The 19,562-nt window shown below is 32.5% G+C and carries 19 protein-coding genes; 4 read left to right on the top strand and 15 right to left on the bottom strand.

What is annotated here, in order from left to right; all coding sequences use genetic code 11:
* The first annotated feature begins 72 nt into the window (after positions 1-72).
* Entirely contained in the window at positions 73-282 is a 210-nt protein-coding gene (locus J6Y29_03290; GenBank protein MBP5426903.1) for an alpha/beta-type small acid-soluble spore protein, read from the top strand.
* A 41-nt stretch (positions 283-323) separates the two neighbouring features.
* On the opposite strand, the gene J6Y29_03285 is transcribed toward J6Y29_03290, so the two are convergent.
* Complete coding sequence (locus tag J6Y29_03285) at positions 324-1,082, bottom strand: FliA/WhiG family RNA polymerase sigma factor (protein MBP5426902.1); 759 nt, start codon at positions 1,080-1,082, stop codon at positions 324-326.
* 782 nt (positions 1,083-1,864) lie between these two features.
* On the opposite strand from J6Y29_03285, the gene J6Y29_03280 reads away from it, so the two are divergent.
* Positions 1,865-3,895 (top strand): ankyrin repeat domain-containing protein, encoded by a 2,031-nt coding sequence (locus tag J6Y29_03280; GenBank protein MBP5426901.1) that lies wholly within the window; start codon positions 1,865-1,867, stop codon positions 3,893-3,895.
* A gap of 22 nt (positions 3,896-3,917) precedes the next feature.
* Here the strand turns inward: J6Y29_03280 and J6Y29_03275 are convergent, their stop codons facing one another.
* The 4 genes from J6Y29_03275 to deoD all read right to left on the bottom strand — a co-directional run bounded on the left by J6Y29_03275 (position 3,918) and on the right by deoD (position 8,490).
* Entirely contained in the window at positions 3,918-6,053 is a 2,136-nt protein-coding gene (locus J6Y29_03275; protein MBP5426900.1) for a sodium-translocating pyrophosphatase, read from the bottom strand.
* A gap of 159 nt (positions 6,054-6,212) precedes the next feature.
* Positions 6,213-6,758, bottom strand: coding sequence for a hypothetical protein (locus J6Y29_03270; protein ID MBP5426899.1), 546 nt, complete (start codon positions 6,756-6,758; stop codon positions 6,213-6,215).
* Positions 6,759-7,285: 527 nt separating this feature from the next.
* Positions 7,286-7,771: an SEC-C domain-containing protein gene (locus J6Y29_03265; protein MBP5426898.1), complete on the bottom strand. Its 486-nt coding sequence runs from the start codon at positions 7,769-7,771 to the stop codon at positions 7,286-7,288.
* 17 nt (positions 7,772-7,788) lie between these two features.
* Positions 7,789-8,490: a purine-nucleoside phosphorylase gene (deoD, locus tag J6Y29_03260; protein MBP5426897.1), complete on the bottom strand. Its 702-nt coding sequence runs from the start codon at positions 8,488-8,490 to the stop codon at positions 7,789-7,791.
* A gap of 199 nt (positions 8,491-8,689) precedes the next feature.
* Here deoD and J6Y29_03255 point away from each other — a divergent pair, with 199 nt between their 5' ends.
* On the top strand, positions 8,690-9,364 hold the full coding sequence (locus J6Y29_03255) for a hypothetical protein (protein ID MBP5426896.1): 675 nt from the start codon (positions 8,690-8,692) through the stop codon (positions 9,362-9,364).
* A 68-nt stretch (positions 9,365-9,432) separates the two neighbouring features.
* Positions 9,433-10,881: a tRNA (N6-isopentenyl adenosine(37)-C2)-methylthiotransferase MiaB gene (gene miaB, locus J6Y29_03250; protein ID MBP5426895.1), complete on the top strand. Its 1,449-nt coding sequence runs from the start codon at positions 9,433-9,435 to the stop codon at positions 10,879-10,881.
* 34 nt (positions 10,882-10,915) lie between these two features.
* On the opposite strand, the gene J6Y29_03245 is transcribed toward miaB, so the two are convergent.
* The 10 genes from J6Y29_03245 to J6Y29_03200 all read right to left on the bottom strand — a co-directional run bounded on the left by J6Y29_03245 (position 10,916) and on the right by J6Y29_03200 (position 19,557).
* Complete coding sequence (locus J6Y29_03245) at positions 10,916-11,425, bottom strand: folate family ECF transporter S component (protein ID MBP5426894.1); 510 nt, start codon at positions 11,423-11,425, stop codon at positions 10,916-10,918.
* 42 nt (positions 11,426-11,467) lie between these two features.
* A complete protein-coding gene (locus J6Y29_03240) occupies positions 11,468-12,046 on the bottom strand; it encodes a hypothetical protein (protein ID MBP5426893.1) in 579 nt (192 codons plus the stop codon).
* Positions 12,043-12,858: an ATP-binding cassette domain-containing protein gene (locus J6Y29_03235; GenBank protein ID MBP5426892.1), complete on the bottom strand. Its 816-nt coding sequence runs from the start codon at positions 12,856-12,858 to the stop codon at positions 12,043-12,045. The genes J6Y29_03240 and J6Y29_03235 overlap by 4 nt, the downstream gene beginning before the upstream one ends.
* On the bottom strand, positions 12,836-13,420 hold the full coding sequence (locus J6Y29_03230) for a folate family ECF transporter S component (GenBank protein ID MBP5426891.1): 585 nt from the start codon (positions 13,418-13,420) through the stop codon (positions 12,836-12,838). Before J6Y29_03230 ends, J6Y29_03235 begins: the two co-directional genes overlap by 23 nt.
* Before the next feature lie 259 nt (positions 13,421-13,679).
* Entirely contained in the window at positions 13,680-14,978 is a 1,299-nt protein-coding gene (gene eno / locus J6Y29_03225) for a phosphopyruvate hydratase (protein ID MBP5426890.1), read from the bottom strand.
* Between the two features lie 138 nt (positions 14,979-15,116).
* On the bottom strand, positions 15,117-16,649 hold the full coding sequence (locus J6Y29_03220; protein ID MBP5426889.1) for a 2,3-bisphosphoglycerate-independent phosphoglycerate mutase: 1,533 nt from the start codon (positions 16,647-16,649) through the stop codon (positions 15,117-15,119).
* Between the two features lie 32 nt (positions 16,650-16,681).
* Positions 16,682-17,437 (bottom strand): triose-phosphate isomerase, encoded by a 756-nt coding sequence (locus J6Y29_03215; protein ID MBP5426888.1) that lies wholly within the window; start codon positions 17,435-17,437, stop codon positions 16,682-16,684.
* A 20-nt stretch (positions 17,438-17,457) separates the two neighbouring features.
* Complete coding sequence (gene pgk / locus J6Y29_03210; GenBank protein MBP5426887.1) at positions 17,458-18,645, bottom strand: phosphoglycerate kinase; 1,188 nt, start codon at positions 18,643-18,645, stop codon at positions 17,458-17,460.
* Positions 18,646-18,865: 220 nt separating this feature from the next.
* Complete coding sequence (locus J6Y29_03205; GenBank protein MBP5426886.1) at positions 18,866-19,312, bottom strand: GatB/YqeY domain-containing protein; 447 nt, start codon at positions 19,310-19,312, stop codon at positions 18,866-18,868.
* Between the two features lie 56 nt (positions 19,313-19,368).
* Positions 19,369-19,557 (bottom strand): 30S ribosomal protein S21, encoded by a 189-nt coding sequence (locus tag J6Y29_03200; protein ID MBP5426885.1) that lies wholly within the window; start codon positions 19,555-19,557, stop codon positions 19,369-19,371.
* Positions 19,558-19,562: the final 5 nt, after the last annotated feature.

Raw genomic sequence — 19,562 nt, 5'->3', positions numbered from 1 at the left:
TTAGGAAAAAACTTCTAGACATATTTATTTATTTTGGTGACATAATATTAGCGTAAGGAGGTGACCTTTAAAATGGCAAACAAATCAAATAGCAAATCAACAACTTCTTTTGATGATATGAAATATGAAATAGCAAAAGAAATAGGTGTCAACTTAAAACCTGGTTACAACGGAGACCTAACTTCAAAAGAAGCTGGTAAAATTGGAGGAACTATAGTAAAAAAAGTTTTTCAATCTTATACTAACAATTCATATCCTTCATCTAATACAAACAATAATTAATATATAACTCTATAAGCTCCCACACAGCAAAGTGGGAGTATCTATATTAAGGCTTCTTTATTATTAGCTAATTTTAAATTTAATCTAGACACTGCCTTTGTATGTAATTGAGATATTCTAGACTCAGTAACCCCCATTACAATACTTATTTCTCTTAATGTTAATCCTTCATAATAATATAATGATATAACTTTTTTTTCTTTTGGTGGCAATGACTTTATGGCCTTCATTAGTAAATGTTTTACTTCTAAAAGCGCCAAATGTCCTTCTGGTTTTTCTTTAGTCCCCATGGTATTTTTTAACGAATACTCTGAATTTTGCTCCATGACCTCTTCTAAAGATACCATTTTTGCCAAAGTTACATCTCGCATTATTTTATTAAATTTACTCATCGAAAGCCCTAGCTTACTCGCAACTTCCTCGTCAGACACTGAATGTCCTAACTCACATTCTAACTCCCAACAGGCTTTTTCCACTGCTTTGCTTTTCCTTCTTATGGATCTAGGTAACCAATCAAGTGTCCTTATATGATCTATTATGGCTCCTCGTACTCTTAGAGTTGCATAAGTTTCAAATTTTACTCCTTTTTTTATATCAAACTTATCCACAGCATCTATTAAGCCCAACACACCATAACCCACCAAATCGTCATACTCCATATTAGATCCAAAATAAGTACTAAGTCTTCCAGCAATAAGCTTAACAAGATAGGAATACTCCTCTATTAATTTACATCTTATGTCAGGTTCTTTTGTTTTATCATATTCCTTCCATAATTGAATTCTGTATTCTTCTCTCATATCACTCACCTGTCTTCTTTATTTGACTTTTATTGTGTACTGTCCAAGACTACCCTTCATTTTCAGTATATAGGATATCATTCTTCTTTTCAAGTTTTAACTACAAATCTTAATAATTGTCGTTATTTCTTAACACATGTTAATAAATTTTAATATTTAATGTGAATAGTATAATCTATGATCTTCCCTTCTCTTTAAACTTTTGTCTTTATTTTTAGTATCTTTTTTATTTATCAAAAATTTTTAGATAAAAATTCCCCCACATAAATGAATTTTTATAAAAAATTTAGCGATTCATCCCTCACTTGTAGAAATGAGGGATAAATCCACTAAAAAAATATAGCATTGACAATTTTGGGATAATATACTAAACTAATATTAGTCGAAAAATAGGAGATTAAAGCAATGAAATTGGATAAGAATGCACATTCTGTATTTTCGTTGTATTTGTTGTTAAGTATAGAAAAAAAAGTATTTGATAAAAACATTTTGGAAAGAGATATATTTCTCCCAAATACAATATAGTGCGCATAAAGGGTGGAATTATGATAAATATATACTGTTTAGAGTGCACCCCAAAACCAAAATAAGTAAGTTCATAAATCTTTACAAAAGCGTGGTACGTACGCCAAGAATTTTATAAAAAAATTTGAGGTGTATATAGAAAAGGATGTCACGTTAAGATTATATTGTAAGGGATTAATCGTAGTAACCAACTATTTGTTAACTTATTGATGAAAAATATTTTGATATGTACAATAATGACAAAAGGAGCGGATTCTATGAAATATCTAAACGCATTTCTTAATTCTTTAAAAAATTATATGGAAAAATTCCTCTTAAAAAGCAATAAAAATGGGGATTTATGGCTAAACTTTTTATTCAAAAAATGTAATATAGGGTTCTCAAAATTTCTTATACAATTGGGAATAAATATTAATACTACAAGCAAAAAAGGTGAAACTCCACTTTGGAGCGCTATCCTTGAAAAAAACTATGATCTAGTTAAATCATTACTAGAAAATGGTGCAAATGCTGATATTGGCTATAATGGAAATACACCTCTAACATACGCATGTCAACATAATGATATTAATCTACTTAATTTATTATTAGCATACTCAAACCCTACTATAAATTTGGTTAACACCTTTGGGAAAACTCCTTTGTACATTGCTTGCGTGCATGGAAATTTAGATATTGCAAAAATTTTAATTCAAAATAATGCTAACCCAAATTATAAAAATAAAACTGGAGAATCTCCATTGTGGACTGCATGTAAATATAACCACTCTAATTTAGTAGAATTTTTATTGCAAAATAATGCTGATGTAAACCTTTGCAACAATAATGGAGATACTCCTTTATGGGCATCCTTAATTTCTAAAAATATACACATAACAAAAATATTATTGCAAAATAATGCTCAACCAAATCAAAAAGACTTTTGTAATTTAGATACTCCTCTAATTTTCGCTTGTGAACAAAAAAATATACTCTTGTTAAAATTATTATTGCAACATAATGTTGATATAGACTACTCCAACATGTTTGAACAGACTGCTTTATGGATATCAATATACAAAAAAAATATAGAAGCAGTTAGATTATTACTTCAAAATAATGCTAATATAAACAAAAAAAATACATATGGTAACACTCCTATTATTGTTGCTTGCAAAAATGAAGATATAGATCTTTTAAGATTATTATTAGATTTTAATGCCAATGTTGATGAAACAGATAAATTAGGAAGAACACCTTTGTTGATTTCTTGTCTACGCAAAAGATTTGACATGGCTAAATTATTAATATCTAGTGGGTCAAATGTGTATAAAAAAGATATATACAATTGCTCTCCTTTTAAAATTATCTGCAAAGAAAAATGCACTACACTACTACAATTAATTGTGAATCAAAAAAATTCTGATGGCCTTACTCCTCTTTATATGGCTTGTAAAAAAGGTGATTTTAGATTAGTAAAATTATTCGTTACAAATGAAGCAGATGTTAATCTAGAATGCAATCAATCTACCCCTTTGATGTGTTCAATAAAATATCTGAAATCTAATTTAGACAAATCTAATTTTAGAATTGCTTTTTATAGACGAATTGTAGAATACTTGGTATTTCATAATGCAACAGTTAATATTGTCATCAACGATTCTACCCCTTTATTGGAATCTATTGGTTCTGATTTTTTACTCACTCAATACTTAATAGATCATGGGGCAAATGTTAATATGTTCACTCCAACTAGATGTCCACTAATAGAAGCAATAAAATTAGATATACCAACAGCAAAATATTTAGTAGATCATAAAGCAAATGTTGATATGCTAGTAAATAACAAATCGCCTTTATTAGAAGCCCTTCACATTAAAAATTTTCAAATGGCAAAATATTTAATTGAACATGGCGCAAACACCAATATATCTGTTACTACTGGTGAAACTCCATTATCTATTGTTGTATCTTCAAGTAATAATATAGAATTGGCTAAATTGTTAATAGCAAATGGTGCAAACACAGATATCCTATACAACAAAAAACTAGATAAACCTAGCAAAAAATTTGCAAAAAAAATTTTGAATGATCCTATTGTAGAATTGTTAATTGCTATTAAAAGCAAAAATTCGAAAAAAGTACAATCTTTCAATAAATCTGTTGTCGCCTTGCTACAAAATCCAAATAATCGCATAATAAATAAAGTAACACTAGATATGGCAACAAATCTTTATAAATCGCTAACTACAAATATTTTGTCTAAAAAAAACCACCTGCACGACATCTCTCTTAAAAAAGGGCTGTAGCACAGGTGGACAAAAAATATTGTTATCTTATCAAAGCATATTTTACGAACAATACAGCGAACAACAATGTTACCGTACTTATCAATTTAATTAATACGTGTATTGATGGACCTGCTGTATCCTTAAATGGATCTCCTACTGTATCTCCAACAACACCAGACTTATGTGTCTTTGAGTTCTTACCTCCAAAGTCACCCACTTCTATAAGCTTCTTGGCATTATCCCAAGCTCCCCCTGAATTATTCAAAAATAACGCTAACAATACACCAGTTATAGTAGATATCATCAAAAATCCAGCTACTGCCTCTGCGCCTAATACAAATCCCACCAAAATAGGAGCTACTATTACTATAAGCCCTGGCAATACCATTTCTTTTAAAGCACCTTTTGTAACTATATCCACGCACTCACCATAATCAGGCTTTTCTATTCCTTCTATTATTCCTGGTTTTTCCTTAAACTGTCTTCTTACTTCAACTATAACATAACTTGCCGCCCTACCAACTGCATTAATAGCTGTTGAACTAAACAAAAATACCATTGTAGCACCTAAAAGTCCGCCTATAAATACTTCTATCTTTCCTATATCAACAGTAAATATATGACTTAATGGAATATTTAATGCTAACTTTACTTTATCTAAATAAGCTGAAAATAATATAAATGTTGCAAGAGCTGCACTTCCTACTGCATATCCTTTTGTTAAAGCCTTAGTTGTATTTCCACATGCATCTAACAAGTCTGTTCTGTTTCTTATCTCCTCTTCGGCCCCAGACATCTCTGTTATTCCTCCTGCATTGTCTGTTATAGGTCCAAATGTATCCATCGCTAATATGTAAGAGCATGTAGCAAGCATCCCCATTGTTGCCACAGCTGTACCATATAGCCCTCCATTGAAACCTAATTCCTTTAAACCTGAAGTTTGACCTAAGTAATACGATAAAAATATTGCTATTGATATAAATACAACTGGCAAAAATGTGCTTTCCATACCAACCGCTATACCTGTTATAATATTAGTAGCAGCCCCAGTTTTAGAAGAATATGCAATAGATTTAACTGGTCTATGCGACATAGAAGTGTAATACTCTGTTATATACACAAATATAAAACTTAATATCAATCCTATTAATGCACACCCAAAAAAGTTTATGTATCTGACCTTACCAGCATACTCTCCAACACCTGATAACATGAACTTTGTTATAAAAAATAAAAATACCGCTGCTATAATTGTTGTTATACTATATCCCCTGTTTAAAGCCTTCATCGGATCTTCATCTTCTTTAGTTTTTACTGAATATATACCAAATACAGACGCTATTATCCCTGCAGCTCTAGCTATCAATGGAAACATTATTCCGCATATTCCAAAAACTGGATATAGCGCTATTCCTAACACCATAGCCCCTATATTTTCAGCAGCTGTGGATTCAAACAAATCCGCTCCTCTACCAGCACAATCACCAACATTATCCCCAACCAAATCAGCTATAACTGCTGGGTTTCTCTCATCATCTTCTGGTATGCCAGTCTCTACCTTTCCAACTAAATCTGCACCAACATCTGCAGCTTTAGTATATATGCCGCCTCCTAATTGAGCAAACAACGCTACAAAACTTGCCCCAAATCCATAACCTAATATAAGCAAAGCTGCATCTTTTACTGCACCGACACTTCCTTTTAAACCTCCGAACAGGCAAAACAATCCGCCAACACCAACAAGACTTAATGTAGTAACTGAAAGACCTGTTACTGCGCCTCCTCTAAATGAAATAATAAGCGCCTTATTCAAGCTATCCCTTGCCCCTGCTGCTGCTCTTATATTAGAACTAACCGCAACATACATTCCTATAAATCCTGATAATCCTGAGCAAATTGCTCCTGCAATGAATGATACAAATGTATACCAATTAAAACTACTTCTTCCTTTTGTTATAAATCCAAGTACAACAGCTACCACTATAGCCATCACTGATATTGTCTTATACTGTCTACTCAAAAACGCCATTGCTCCATCCTTTATAGCTTTAGCAATTTCTTGCATCTTTTCATTTCCTAATTCCTGCTTGAAAACGTATTTTATTAACATGAATACAACTATGAATGCCACAACACAAACAGCTGCAATTATGCTCATTAATCCTAATACTTTCATTTTCAAATCTTGCATCTATTTTTTTCCTCCTCAAACCTAGTACAACGTACTAATTACTATTTATATCAAAAAGCCAACTTATCTTTTAAAAAAACATCATAAGTTGAGCTTTATTTACTCACCCATATTAGCTTATGCTACAAACACAAGTTAATTTTTCTATTGCAATTCAATATTTTTGTTCTTTGATTTATAGAAGATTTCGCTCAAATCAACATGTTCCCCTTCTACCGAAGCTTCCCCATTGACTAGAATCTTGACTCCATCTATCCAATTAGACATGTTTTTTTCGTTCTGCAATAAGCTATTAACTATGATACCTAAATTAATTCTACTTCCAGTAGAACCAGCATTCAAATATGAACTCACAGGCTTATCTTTATCCTTTAGATCTAACACCAATACTTTCTTTCCCATAACATTTTCATAGTTTACAACTTCTAACTCAATATCTGAAAACTTGTCTTGTAAACTTGAAATTACTACTTCCACTTTGTCTTCTGTAGTTTTTCCTCCCTCAACTTTGATAACTTTATCAACTATTAAACTCTCTCCCTCTGTATCCCCTGCATAAATACAAAGCTCCTCCATTTTAAAATCCTTAAATGTAGGTATTTTTATAAGCCTATCTTTGGCAAAACCAACAAATACTAACAAAACTACTATTAAACTGATAAGAATTAATATTAACTTTCCTTTTTTCATCTTCCAAATAACCTCTCTATCTTTGAAGATTTATAAACCAAAATTCACATCCCTCTTAATGCGATTATACCAACAAATCCGTTAATTGTCAATCAATATTTTTATAAGGCACAACATCCCACCCCACCTACATACCAAATTTTTACCATAAAATTCTCAGTGTAAAGTTTAAGAACTTTCTTTTGCAATAACGTGCAAACAGTTAAGTTTTCTTCGATAGCGCCAATATGCTAAGGCGATACAAGCTAACCTTATAAGCCCTGTAGTTTTTACTTCTTATGTTAAGGCATTCGCTATTTTTATGTCCTCATTTCTTATATTTAATGTTACACTAGTAAATTTGATCCTATAACAAAAATGCTCATTCTTTCATTACTTTAATCCACTCCTTAAATAACCTTGTTTTATTATGTTTTTTTAGCAATTTACACCTTATTTACAGAAGTTAGTGTATCATCGCCAAATGTTGTAGAAATTAAAAGTTCCCACAAGGCAAAAAAATCATCTTGTGGGAAATCTTTTTTAAACTATCTACCACAGCACTTCTTGTACTTTTTTCCACTACCACAAGGGCAAAGTTTATTCCTTCCAACTTTATTACTAACAGCAATTCTTGTTTTATCAAATTCTTTTTTTATTTCTTTTCTTTTTTCAACAGTCAATATCTTATCCCACTCTTTTAGCTTGTATAACCATTCTGCTCTTGCATCCAACATATTGTAATAAAGCTTTTCAAAATCTATTTTTAGTTCAACATTAGATGCCTCATCAAGAGTACTAAGTTCTACTTCTTTCTTAAGACTTGTATTTATCCCATCTATAAAACCAATTACCTCAACAGGAGTTAGGTTATATCTTTGGCCAAGTTCACTAACCGTACCCTTTTCTTCTTCCTTTATATCTCCTAATAACACTTCATAAGTTTTTTTCTCTTTAAGTAAAAATTCTTTCCAAAATTCTTGCTCTCCTTCTTGATCCTCTAAAAGCTTATTCCATTTTTCATATAAAGACATCTTAAATCCCTACCTTTTCAATCTATAGCTGTATCTAACGCTATTTCAACCATATTAGTAAACGTTTTTTCTCTTTCCTCTGATGAAGTAAGCTCACCTGTCACCAAACTATCACTAACCGTCAATATAGACAACGCATTCACATTATTTCTTGATGCAACTGTATACAAACCATAAGTCTCCATTTCCTTTGCTAGCATACCATAACTAGCCCACAATTTCGAATCATCAATTTCATTATAAAACTGATCCTCTGTAAATACACTCCCTACATGCACATGTATACCCTTCTTAGCTGCATTGTCATATGCTTTTCTTAACAAATCAAAACTTGTACTTGGCGCATAAGTTGCACTTCCAAATACTGTACTACTTATTGCACTCCTTGTAGACGCAGTCGTAGCTAATATTATATCTCTTATTTTTATATCTTCTTTTATCGAGCCACATGTTCCTATTCTAATAAGATTCTTTGCTCCATAAAACTCTATTAGCTCAGTTGCATATATTAAAATGGACGGTACTCCCATTCCTGTACCCTGAACTGAAATCTTTTTCCCTTTATAGGTTCCTGTAAATCCTAACATTCCTCTCACATTATTATAACACACTGCACCTTCTAACATATTCTCTGCTATAAACTTAGCCCTTAATGGATCTCCTGGCAATAATACTGTTTCTGCTATGTCTCCTTTTGGGGCTCCTATATGTATAGACATTTACCATACCTCTCTTTCCTGATTTTTTTCCCAACTTATTCTCTCATAAAATTTGCAAAAAAACAACCCCATTTTTGTATAAATTTAAAAAACAATTTACATAACAAAAATAGGGCCATACTCTAATTAAAGTTTCTATTTTATTGACACCTTTTTTTGTGTTATAATACTATCATAATAATTTTTTAGGAGGCAACTAATGTATACAAATTCACCAGAAAATGAAATGGAGTTTCTCGTTACTCTTAGTAAAAGCAGCCAATCACTTAAGGCGGGAGAAAAAATTCATGTTACCACTTGTCCATGTTGTAAGAAAGGAACTGTCGTTACTCATCACAGTGTTCAACATTCACAAGCTAAATTTTTGCACTATTGTGATTCTTGTGGTGAAAAATTTGATATAAGTAAATTAAAAGCAGAACTCTTTTTTAATAATCAATGCTGGGAATTAAAAAAATTGGAAACTCCATTAGGCAATATAATCGTTACTGTTAATGATTCTCCTACACGCTTTAGATATTTAGTCAGTATTCACAATGACTTGGTACACAAAAAATCTTTCGTTTTACATAAAATTGAACTTAATCTATCAAAATTTAAAAATAATGACATTATACGCTGTTCTTTTCCCCTTCCTAGATTTCAGTATGAAATCAAAAACAACATACTTATTTGTTCGAGCGAAAATAAAGATTATTTCTTTGCTATGTGTACAAATCCCAACTATTGCAACGTAGACGAACATGGAATGAAGCTTAACTTAACTTTACCATCAGATAAAAAAGTATTAATTACTACGATTTGTCTTCCTAAAAAACAGTTTAGCGATTTTAACTCTTTCCTAGCATCTGTCTCTAGTATATGGAGAAAATAATAGCTTCACAAAAGCTTCAAATGATGTTAAAATATCTTTTGTGAAATTAAAATAAAGGAGATCGTTGTATGACTGAAATTGATTTAAAAAATATCAACACATCTTGTAACGTACCAGAAACTGAACCCAATCGTCAACTTTATTTTATGGCTTGTTGCAAGAAAATATTAGACCAAAAAAAGATTCAACTTGGTAGGCCACTTAAAATGTATGTACAAACTTTTGGATGTCAGATGAATGAACATGATTCAGAAAAGTTATCCGGCATGTTACTTAATATAGGATACGAGAAAACTTCATCTAAAGATGCTGCAGACTTTATTATATTTAATACATGTGCAATACGCGAAAATGCTGAGCTTAAAGTATATGGACATTTGGGAGCATTAAAAAATCTTAAAGCTAAAAACAAAAATTTGATAATTGCTATTTGTGGTTGTATGATGCAACAAAAGGAAGTTGTCTATCACATAAAAAAAACATATCCTCATGTTGACATAATATTCGGGACACATAATTTATTCAAATTACCAGAACTTATGCTAGATGTATTGGACCATAACTGTTGTGTAACAGAGATATTTAATGCTACTTCTGATGTTGTAGAGGAAATTGCAATAGACAGAACTGATGAAAAAAGAGCTTACGTTAATATAATATATGGCTGTAATAATTTCTGTTCGTACTGCATTGTTCCTTTTGTAAGAGGACGTGAACGAAGTCGAAAATTATCTGATATTATATACGAAGTAAAAGAACTTGCAAAACTTGGATATTTAGAAGTAACTCTTTTAGGTCAGAATGTAAACTCCTATGGAAACGATTTATCGGACAATAATGCTACATTCCCTAATCTATTACGTGAATTAAACAAAATTGACGGCATTAAACGAATTAGATTTATGACACCCCATCCTAAGGATTTCTCGCCAGATCTGCTTCGTGCTATACATGACTTGGACAAAGTATGTCATCACATACATTTGCCACTACAATCCGGCAACAGTAAAGTTTTGGCTGACATGAATAGGCACTATACAAAAGAGCAATATTTAGATCTTGTTTACAACATAAGAAAAACTATCCCTGATATTACAATTACGACAGATATAATTGTTGGTTTCCCTGGAGAAACAGAAGAAGACTTCTTAGACACAATAGATGTCGTAAAAAAAGCTCATTTTGATATGGCATACACTTTTATTTATTCTAAACGAACTGGTACTCGGGCTAGCACCTCACCAAACCAAATACCTCCTGAAATAACTAAAGATAGATTTGATCGATTACTTAAGGTACAAAATGATGTAAGCCTGGATAATAATAAAAATCTATTGGATTTGGTTTTGGATGTTTTAGTTGAAGGCTTTAGTAAAACATCTGATAAAAAATTAACTGGTCGAACTTCTGGAAATAAAGTTGTAAACTTTGAAGGTGATGAGTCTTTAATTGGAACTATTGTCCCTGTTAGAATAACTAAAGCTCTCACTTGGTCACTAGAAGGAACTCTTGAATGAAACTTTGGGGCGTGAAAATTTTAAAAAGCGCCCTCTATTCGTTTATAATATTGTTTAATTTATTTTCCAAAAACTTCACGGTATAATACATAGTAATAACTTTAAATGGTATCAATAAAATCTGTCTTATTATTTTTAGTGGAAACTCAAGTCTAACTACATTTTTAGCGATACAAAATAACCAAAATGTATTCAATCCTAAACTAATAAAAATTGCCACTAATGATATACTTATTATAAATCTCGGCAGTAAACGTTTTGCTGAAATTATATTGTCGCAAGAATAAAGCATTTCTCCGTATATAAACCCTATAAGCATAGCACTTATTGTAAAACCTACAAAAAATACTCCTCTAGGGAAAAGCAACCAGCCTAAAATATCACTTAACACTTCCAATAATATAGTATATTTAGTCCCCAAAATTATTGCGCACAAAATAACTGGCACAAAGCTAAAACTAAACTTTGCCATAAGTAACGGCAACCTTATATATAAAAATCTCTTCAAAACCAAATTTATTGCCAGGAAAAAAGCTACTAGCAATATTTTTTTTGCTTTACTAATATCAATCCCGTCCTAACTTCTCTATTCAAACGCTTTGGCTATTAAACTTTTTTCTATTTCATCTATTCTATTAAAAACAGCATTCAAATACGTTACTATAAAAATTTGTGGCCTAGTCATAAGATTTTTCAAACTAAAATCAAAATTCTTAGCCGCAAGTGAGTTCTTTATTGAACTTAGCTCTTTCGCCAAAATAGGCAAAAATGAAATAGCTATAGTTATTATCAATGTTATCTCTTCTATATCAATCCCTACTACTCTAAACGGATACAATAAATTTGCTACAGCCCCAGCCAAAACAACTGTTGGCATTTTTTGTGATAATATATTGGTAGCTCCCCATGCTGTCAATATCTTTACTCCCATAATCAATGGTTCAAAAATATCTCCATTGAATATCACATTAAATATTACTGTAAAAAACAATAACGGCAATATCGAATACAAATTAGCAAAAAACTTCTTCATATTTATTTTCACTACAAATAACATAGCAATCTGTACAACAAGGCAAACCAATATAATACCTGTATTTCTTATCTGAAATATAGCTAGTGTATATAATATAAATGCTATTAAACCTAGTGTATATGTAATCATATAGCAACATTCCTTTCTATGATTGACAATATACTTTGTTCATCAAAGCTATCCACTGTAATATGCTTTTTCTCTAACATAGATATAACATTTATGATAAAAGGTATATAGAACCCTTTTTCTCTCAAAAACTCTATATTATCAATTATATCACTTTTTTTTATAATTTTCACTATTTTGCCCTCATCTATAACAACAAGCCTATCTGCTAATAAAATTTCTTCCATTATGTTTGTTATAAAAATAACTCCTATACCCCTACTAGATAAATCTTTTATTATAGCATGTATATCCTTTTTCCCTTTAGCATCAAGCATAGATGTCGCCTCATCAAATACCATATATGATGGATTTATAGATAATGCTTCTGCTATTGCTATTCGCTGTTTTTGTCCTAATGACATTTCATGCGGATTTCTATTAATATAATCCCTCATTCCAACTCTGTCCAAACTTTCTTCTATTATACTCGGTATCTCTTCTTTGTTTTGTCCTAGATTATCTAACATAAAAAACATATCATCATACACTCTATTAAATATAATTTGATTATCTGGGTTTTGAAATACTATACCTATTTTCCTACGCAACTGATTCTTAGACTTCTTGTTTTTTATAACTTCATCATCTAACTTAACTTCCCCTTCATTATAATTATAAATCCCTGATATAACATTCCCCAATGTACTCTTACCTGATCCGTTTTTTCCTATAACGACAACTATCTCTCCTTGATTGACATCTAAGTTTATACCTTTTAATGCTTTATTCCCATTTTTATACTCAAAACTAACATTTTTCAAACAAATCATTGTTCATAATCCCCTTATATCCATTTATACTAGAATGCACTTTATTAGTATACATATTTATGCTAGACTGCATCCTATCAGTTAATATATACATAACCATAATTTCTACTGGCACCATAATTATTTGCTTTAAAAATCTAATAGGTAAAATTACTCTTGACGCTTTGTCAGTAATATACGTTATCCACAACGTATTCAATCCAACATTAACCACAAGCGTTACTATTATAACACATAATATAAGTCTTGTCAGAAACTTTTTATTTGCTTCTATCTTACCATCCGTGTACAAAAATTTGCCATACAAATACCCAGTAATACCCGCACTTAATGTAAAACCCGGGAAAAAATACGACATAGGAAACATAAGTCTACCTATTATATCACTTGTCACTCCTATAACCGTTGCATACTTTGTGCCTAACAACATGGCTGAAAACATGAAAGGTATAAATTTGAACCCAATCGATATGAATGGTAACCTAATAGACATCAACCTCTCTACTACTATGCAACTAACCAACAAAAATGAACTTATTAATACTTTCTTTATCTTCCCCATATACTATCCCTTCTTTACTCCAAAACCTCCCTTTTCTATAATTGTACCACCATCTATAAAAAAAGTGAAGTACTAATTTTTATATCATCTTCATACTTTTCTATAAACTTCATTATAGGCACAAAACAAGATAGCCTCACATCCCCCTCTTAAACGAAATCACTGAACGCAAGACTATCCCTAAACAACTATATAAAAGCTCTTACTGCACACTATCTATTCAAAACAAATAACATCTAAATTATATTTTCCTCTCGTTTTACTTAAGATTAAACCATGCATTCTTTCCTAAGTACTCTGCAACTTCTCCCAACTCTTCCTCTATTCTTAACAATTGATTATACTTAGCAACCCTATCTGATCTTGACGGAGCACCTGTCTTTATCTGACCTGCATTCAACGCAACTGCCAAATCTGCTATTGTTGAATCCTCTGTTTCTCCTGATCTATGTGATACAACCGCTGTAAATCCAGCTCTATTTGCCATTTGAATAGCATCTAAAGTCTCTGTTAAAGTTCCTATTTGGTTAACCTTTATCAAAATTGAATTTGCTACATTAAGCTTAATTCCTTTTGATAATCTCTCTGTATTTGTAACAAATAAGTCGTCTCCTACTAATTGAACTCTATCTCCTATTCTATCATTTAGCATCTTCCAAGCTTCCCAATCTTCTTCTGCCAAGCCATCTTCCAAAGATATAATAGGATATTTCTTTGTCCACTCTTCCCAGAAATCTACCATTTCTTCTTTTGTCTTTCTAATTCCAGACTTCCAGAATAGATATGTTCCATCTTTTTGGTACATCTCTGTAGCTGCTGCATCTATAGCAATTTTGAATTCTTCACCTGGTTTATATCCCGCTTTCTCTATAGCCTCAACTATAACTTGCAATGCCTCTTCATCTGTCTTTAAGTCTGGCGCAAATCCACCTTCATCTCCTACTGCTGTGCTATACCCTTTGTCTTTTAAAACCTTCTTTAAATTATGGAATACCTCCGCACACATTCTAAGTGCTTCCTTGAAAGATGACGCCCCTACTGGCATTACCATAAACTCCTGAATATTAACACTATTGTCTGCATGTTTCCCACCATTTAATATATTCATCATTGGAACTGGCAATGTTTTAGCATTTGTTCCACCTATATAATGATATAGACTCAATCCTGTAGCCTCTGCTGCCGCTCTTGCTACCGCTAACGATACACCTAATATAGCATTTGCGCCTAACTTTCCTTTATTTGGTGTTCCATCTAATTCAATCATTTTTTTGTCAATTGCAGCTTGATCTAATGCATTCATACCAATAACTGCTGGAGCTATTATATCATTTACATTTGATACTGCCTTTGTAACACCTTTTCCTAAATATCTTTTTTTATCTCCGTCTCTTAATTCAACAGCCTCGAACGCACCTGTTGATGCACCTGATGGAATTCCTGCTCTTCCTGAAAATCCTCCCTCTATAAAAACTTCTACTTCTACTGTAGGATTTCCTCTTGAATCCAATATCTCTCTTGCATATACTTTCTCAATCTCATAAAAATACTGTTTCATTTAAAGCTTCTCCCTTCAATCTATTCATTTGGCTTCCTTACTAAAATATAATTCAATCCTTTGTCTCAACTTCAGTCCATATTATATAACTATCCCACATAAATTGCAATATATTTTTGCAATTTATGTGATTTTTTTCTACGCAAGCAAACTTTTCCCTGTCATCTCTTGCGGTACGTCAATCTCCATTATTTGGAGCATAGTAGGTGCTATATCACTTAATCTGCCATCGGTTAACCTAACATTCTTCATCCCCACCAACGCAAGTGGCACATCATACGTTGTATGCGATGTAAACGGTTTTCCTGTATCATAATCTATCATCTGTTCAGCATTACCATGATCTGCTGTTATTAAGGCCACTCCACCTTCAGCAATTATTGCATCAACTACTTTTTTAACGCACACATCCACCGCCTCTATTGCTTTTACTGCAGCATCGAATACTCCTGTATGACCTACCATATCAGGATTTGCAAAATTTAATATCATAACATCATACTTACCTGACTTTATCCTATCCACTGCTTTATCCGCGACCTCATAAGCACTCATTTCTGGCTTTAAATCGTATGTAGCAACTTTAGGTGATGGCACTAAAACTCTATCTTCTCCCTTATATTCCTTCTCTACTCCACCGTTGAAGAAAAATGTAACATGCGCATATTTTTCTGTCTCAGCAATTCTTAGTTGTCTATACCCCAAATCACTTATATACTCTCCGAATGTATTTTTAAGCACCTGTGGCTTAAACGCCACTTCAACATTAGGCATTGTATTATCATATTGGGTCATACAAACATAACAAACCTTAAAATATCCATTTGCTCTATCAAATCCACTAAATCCCTCGTCAACAAATGCTCTTGTTATTTCTCTTGCTCTATCTGGTCTGTAGTTATAAAAAATTATAGAGTCGTTATTTTCTATTTTTGCCACAGGATGTCCGTCTTCCATAACAACAGTTGGCTTAACAAATTCATCATACTCTTCCCTTTTATATGATTCCTCTACTGCAGCAATAGCACTTTCTACCTGATATCCTTTTCCTAAAACCATGGCATCATATGCAAGCACTACTCTCTCCCATCTATTGTCTCTATCCATAGCATAAAATCTTCCCGAAACCGTAGCAATCCTTCCTACACCCAATTCCTGCATCTTGTTTTCAAGAGCCTCTACATAACCTTTTCCACTAGCTGGTGGTGTATCTCTTCCATCTAAAAAGCAATGTACATAAACCTTATCTAAACCCTCTTTTTTTGCCAGTTCCAACAATCCATATAAATGAGTTATATGGCTATGCACACCTCCGTCTGACAACAATCCATATATGTGTAGCTTAGAATTATTTTTCTTACAATTATCTATAGCCTTCTTAAATTCCTCTTTATCAAAAAAATCCCCATCCTCTATAGACTTAGTTATTCTTGTTAATTCCTGATAAACAATTCTACCTGCGCCTATATTGGTATGTCCAACTTCCGAATTACCCATCTGACCTTTTGGTAAACCCACATCTAACCCACTAGTTTTTATCGTAGTAGTAGGATTCTCTGTAAAAATTTTATCTAAATTGGTCTTATTAGCGTTTACCACAGCATTGCCCTCTTTTTTAGGATTAATTCCATATCCATCTAGTATAATCAATGCGGTCATTTTTGGTCTCATTACTTCACCTTCTTCTCTATTCTATGTTTATATTATTTATTGTACTTAGCTATTTGTTCAAAATCATCCAACTTAAGGCTTGCACCACCAATTAATCCACCATCTATATCTGACATCTCAAACAACTCTTTTGCTGTTTTTGTATTTACGCTTCCACCATATTGAATATGAATTTTATCTGCTACATCCTTGCCATAAAGCTCGCATACTGTATCTCTTATTATTGCACAAACCTCATTGGCTTGCTCTTTCGTTGCAGTCTTTCCTGTACCAATCGCCCAAATTGGTTCATATGCTATAATTACATCACTTACTTGCTCTTTTGTTAATCCAAGTAAAGCTATCTTAACTTGATAACGTACCAAATCTTTTGTTACACCTTGCTCTCTTTGTTGCAATGACTCACCTACGCATATTATAGGCTTAATACCAGTCTCTACTGCCTTTAATACTTTTTTATTAACTGTCTCATCTGTCTCATTAAAATATTGTCTTCTTTCTGAATGTCCTATGATTACATAGTTTACTCCTATGTCCTTTAACATATTAGCTGACACTTCTCCTGTATACGCACCTTTATCTTCCCAATGCATATTCTGTGCTGCAACCTTTATATTGGTTCCTTTTGCTATTTCAACTACTTTCGCCAATGCCACATAAGGTACAGCAATTATAACTTGTGTATCCACATCCGCTACTCTATTTTTCAACTCTTTTACAAACTCGCACGCTTCACTAGGAAGTTTATTCATTTTCCAATTTCCCGCAGCTATAACACTTCTACTCATCTTTTATATTCCTCCAAATCTTATTTGTCCATTAATACATCTATTCCTGGTAATACTTTACCTTCCAAAAATTCTAGTGACGCTCCACCACCTGTTGAAATATGCGTAATTTTATCTGCATATCCTAGCTGTTCTACTGCTGCTGCAGAATCTCCTCCACCTACAATTGACACTGCTCCTGACTCTGCTACTGCTTTTGCTATAGCTTTTGTTCCTACCGCAAAATTAGGGAACTCAAATACACCCATTGGTCCATTCCAAACTATAGTTTTTGCATTCTTTATTTCCTCTGTGAATAACTTAATCGTTTCTGCTCCTATATCCATCCCGCTCCAATCACTTTCGATTGAGTCCGATTTAACTGTTTTGTACTCTGTATCATTTTTGAATTCCTTTGCTACAACATTCTCTACAGGAAGTAGCAACTTAACATTGGCTTCTTTTGCTCTTTTCATAATTGATTTTGCTAAATCTAACTTATCATCTTCACAAATCGATCCTCCAATAGGATAACCCATAGCCTTTAAAAATGTATATGCCATTCCTCCGCCTATAATTAGTGAATCTACTTTGTCTAAAAGATTCTCTATAACTCCTATTTTATCCGACACTTTAGATCCTCCAAGTATTGCTACAAATGGTCTTTGTGGATTTTCTAAAGCTTTTCCCATAAACTGAATTTCTTTTTCTATTAAAAAACCACAAACAGCCGGCAAATAGTCTGCCAAACCCGCTGTAGATGCATGCGCTCTATGTGCTGTACCAAACGCATCATTTACATAAATCTCTGCAAGCTCAGATAGGCTCTTTGCAAATGCTGGATCATTCTTTGTTTCTTCTTTATGAAATCTAACATTCTCTAGCATTAAAACTTCTCCTGCTTTAAGTTCACTAGCCTTCTTCTTTGCATCTTCCCCTATTACATCTTTTGCAAGAACTACTTCTATGCCTAATAACTTCGACAATCTATCTCTTGCAGGTCTCATACTAAACTTGTCTTCAAATCCATCCTTAGGTCTTCCTAAGTGAGATACCAATATAGTTTTTGCGCCATTATCGATTAGATATTTTATAGTTGGCAATGCTCCAACAATTCTCTTATCATCTGTTATGTTGCCATTCTCGTCTAGCGGCACATTAAAATCTACTCTTACTATGACCTTCTTGTTTTTTACATCAATATCTCTTACTGTCTTTTTATTAAACATCTCATCACGCTCCCAAAATACTTTGTCTTTTTGCTTCAATGTCATTTCTTCTTGCATCCTATATTTTATATTTATTGGAATATAATTGCAACCTCTTTTTTAAAATTTGTAAAAATTTTTTCAAAAAAAAGTTGTAATTTTCTACAAGTATCTATTCCTTCCCACTTTTAACCATAAAAAAAAATAACACCCCATCTTTTCCTAAGATGGGATGCTCTTCTCAACAGCCAAGGATCTCTTTTACAATCTCATTTATTTCTTTTCCTTGAGCTCTGCCCTTTACTTTTGGAAGTACTAGCTGCATGACTTTTCCTATATCTTTCATTGATACCGCGCCACACACCTCTATTTCGCCTTTCACAATATCATATAATTCCTCTCGTGATAATTGCTTAGGCATGTACTCTAATAATATATCTATTTCTTTCTTTAAATTATCAATTAAGTCTTCTCTTCCACTCTTCTCGTACTCTGGTAAAGAATCTTTCCTGCTTTTTAGCTCTTTGGCTATGACATCCATAACCCCTTCGTCATCAAGTACTATTTTCTTATCTTTTTCTACTTGAAGAATCGCTGTCCTTACCATCTGTACTGTATTTTTGCGTACAATATTTTTATCTTTCATTGCACTCTTCATGTCGTCAAGAAGTCTTTCTTTTAAAGCCATTGCCTAAAACCTACCTCCTCTTGATCGGAAAATACTCTATGTACTCCCCTTAAATATTAGTTTCTCTTAAACTTCCTTTTTCTTGCTGCTTCTGCCTTTTTCTTTTTTCTTACACTAGGCTTCTCATAGTGTACTCTTCTTCTTAATTCAGACATTGTACCAGCTCTTGCACACAGTCTCTTGAATCTCCTTAAGGCACTATCTATAGTTTCATTTTCTTTTACCTTAGTCTCTGTTCCCGCCATTATTT

Source organism: Clostridiales bacterium (assembly GCA_017961515.1).
In the GTDB taxonomy this organism is placed as follows: Bacteria; Bacillota; Clostridia; order Acetivibrionales; family RGIG10202; genus RGIG10202.
Note: the sequence above shows the minus strand (reverse complement) of the source record. Positions and strands in the feature narration are given on the sequence as shown.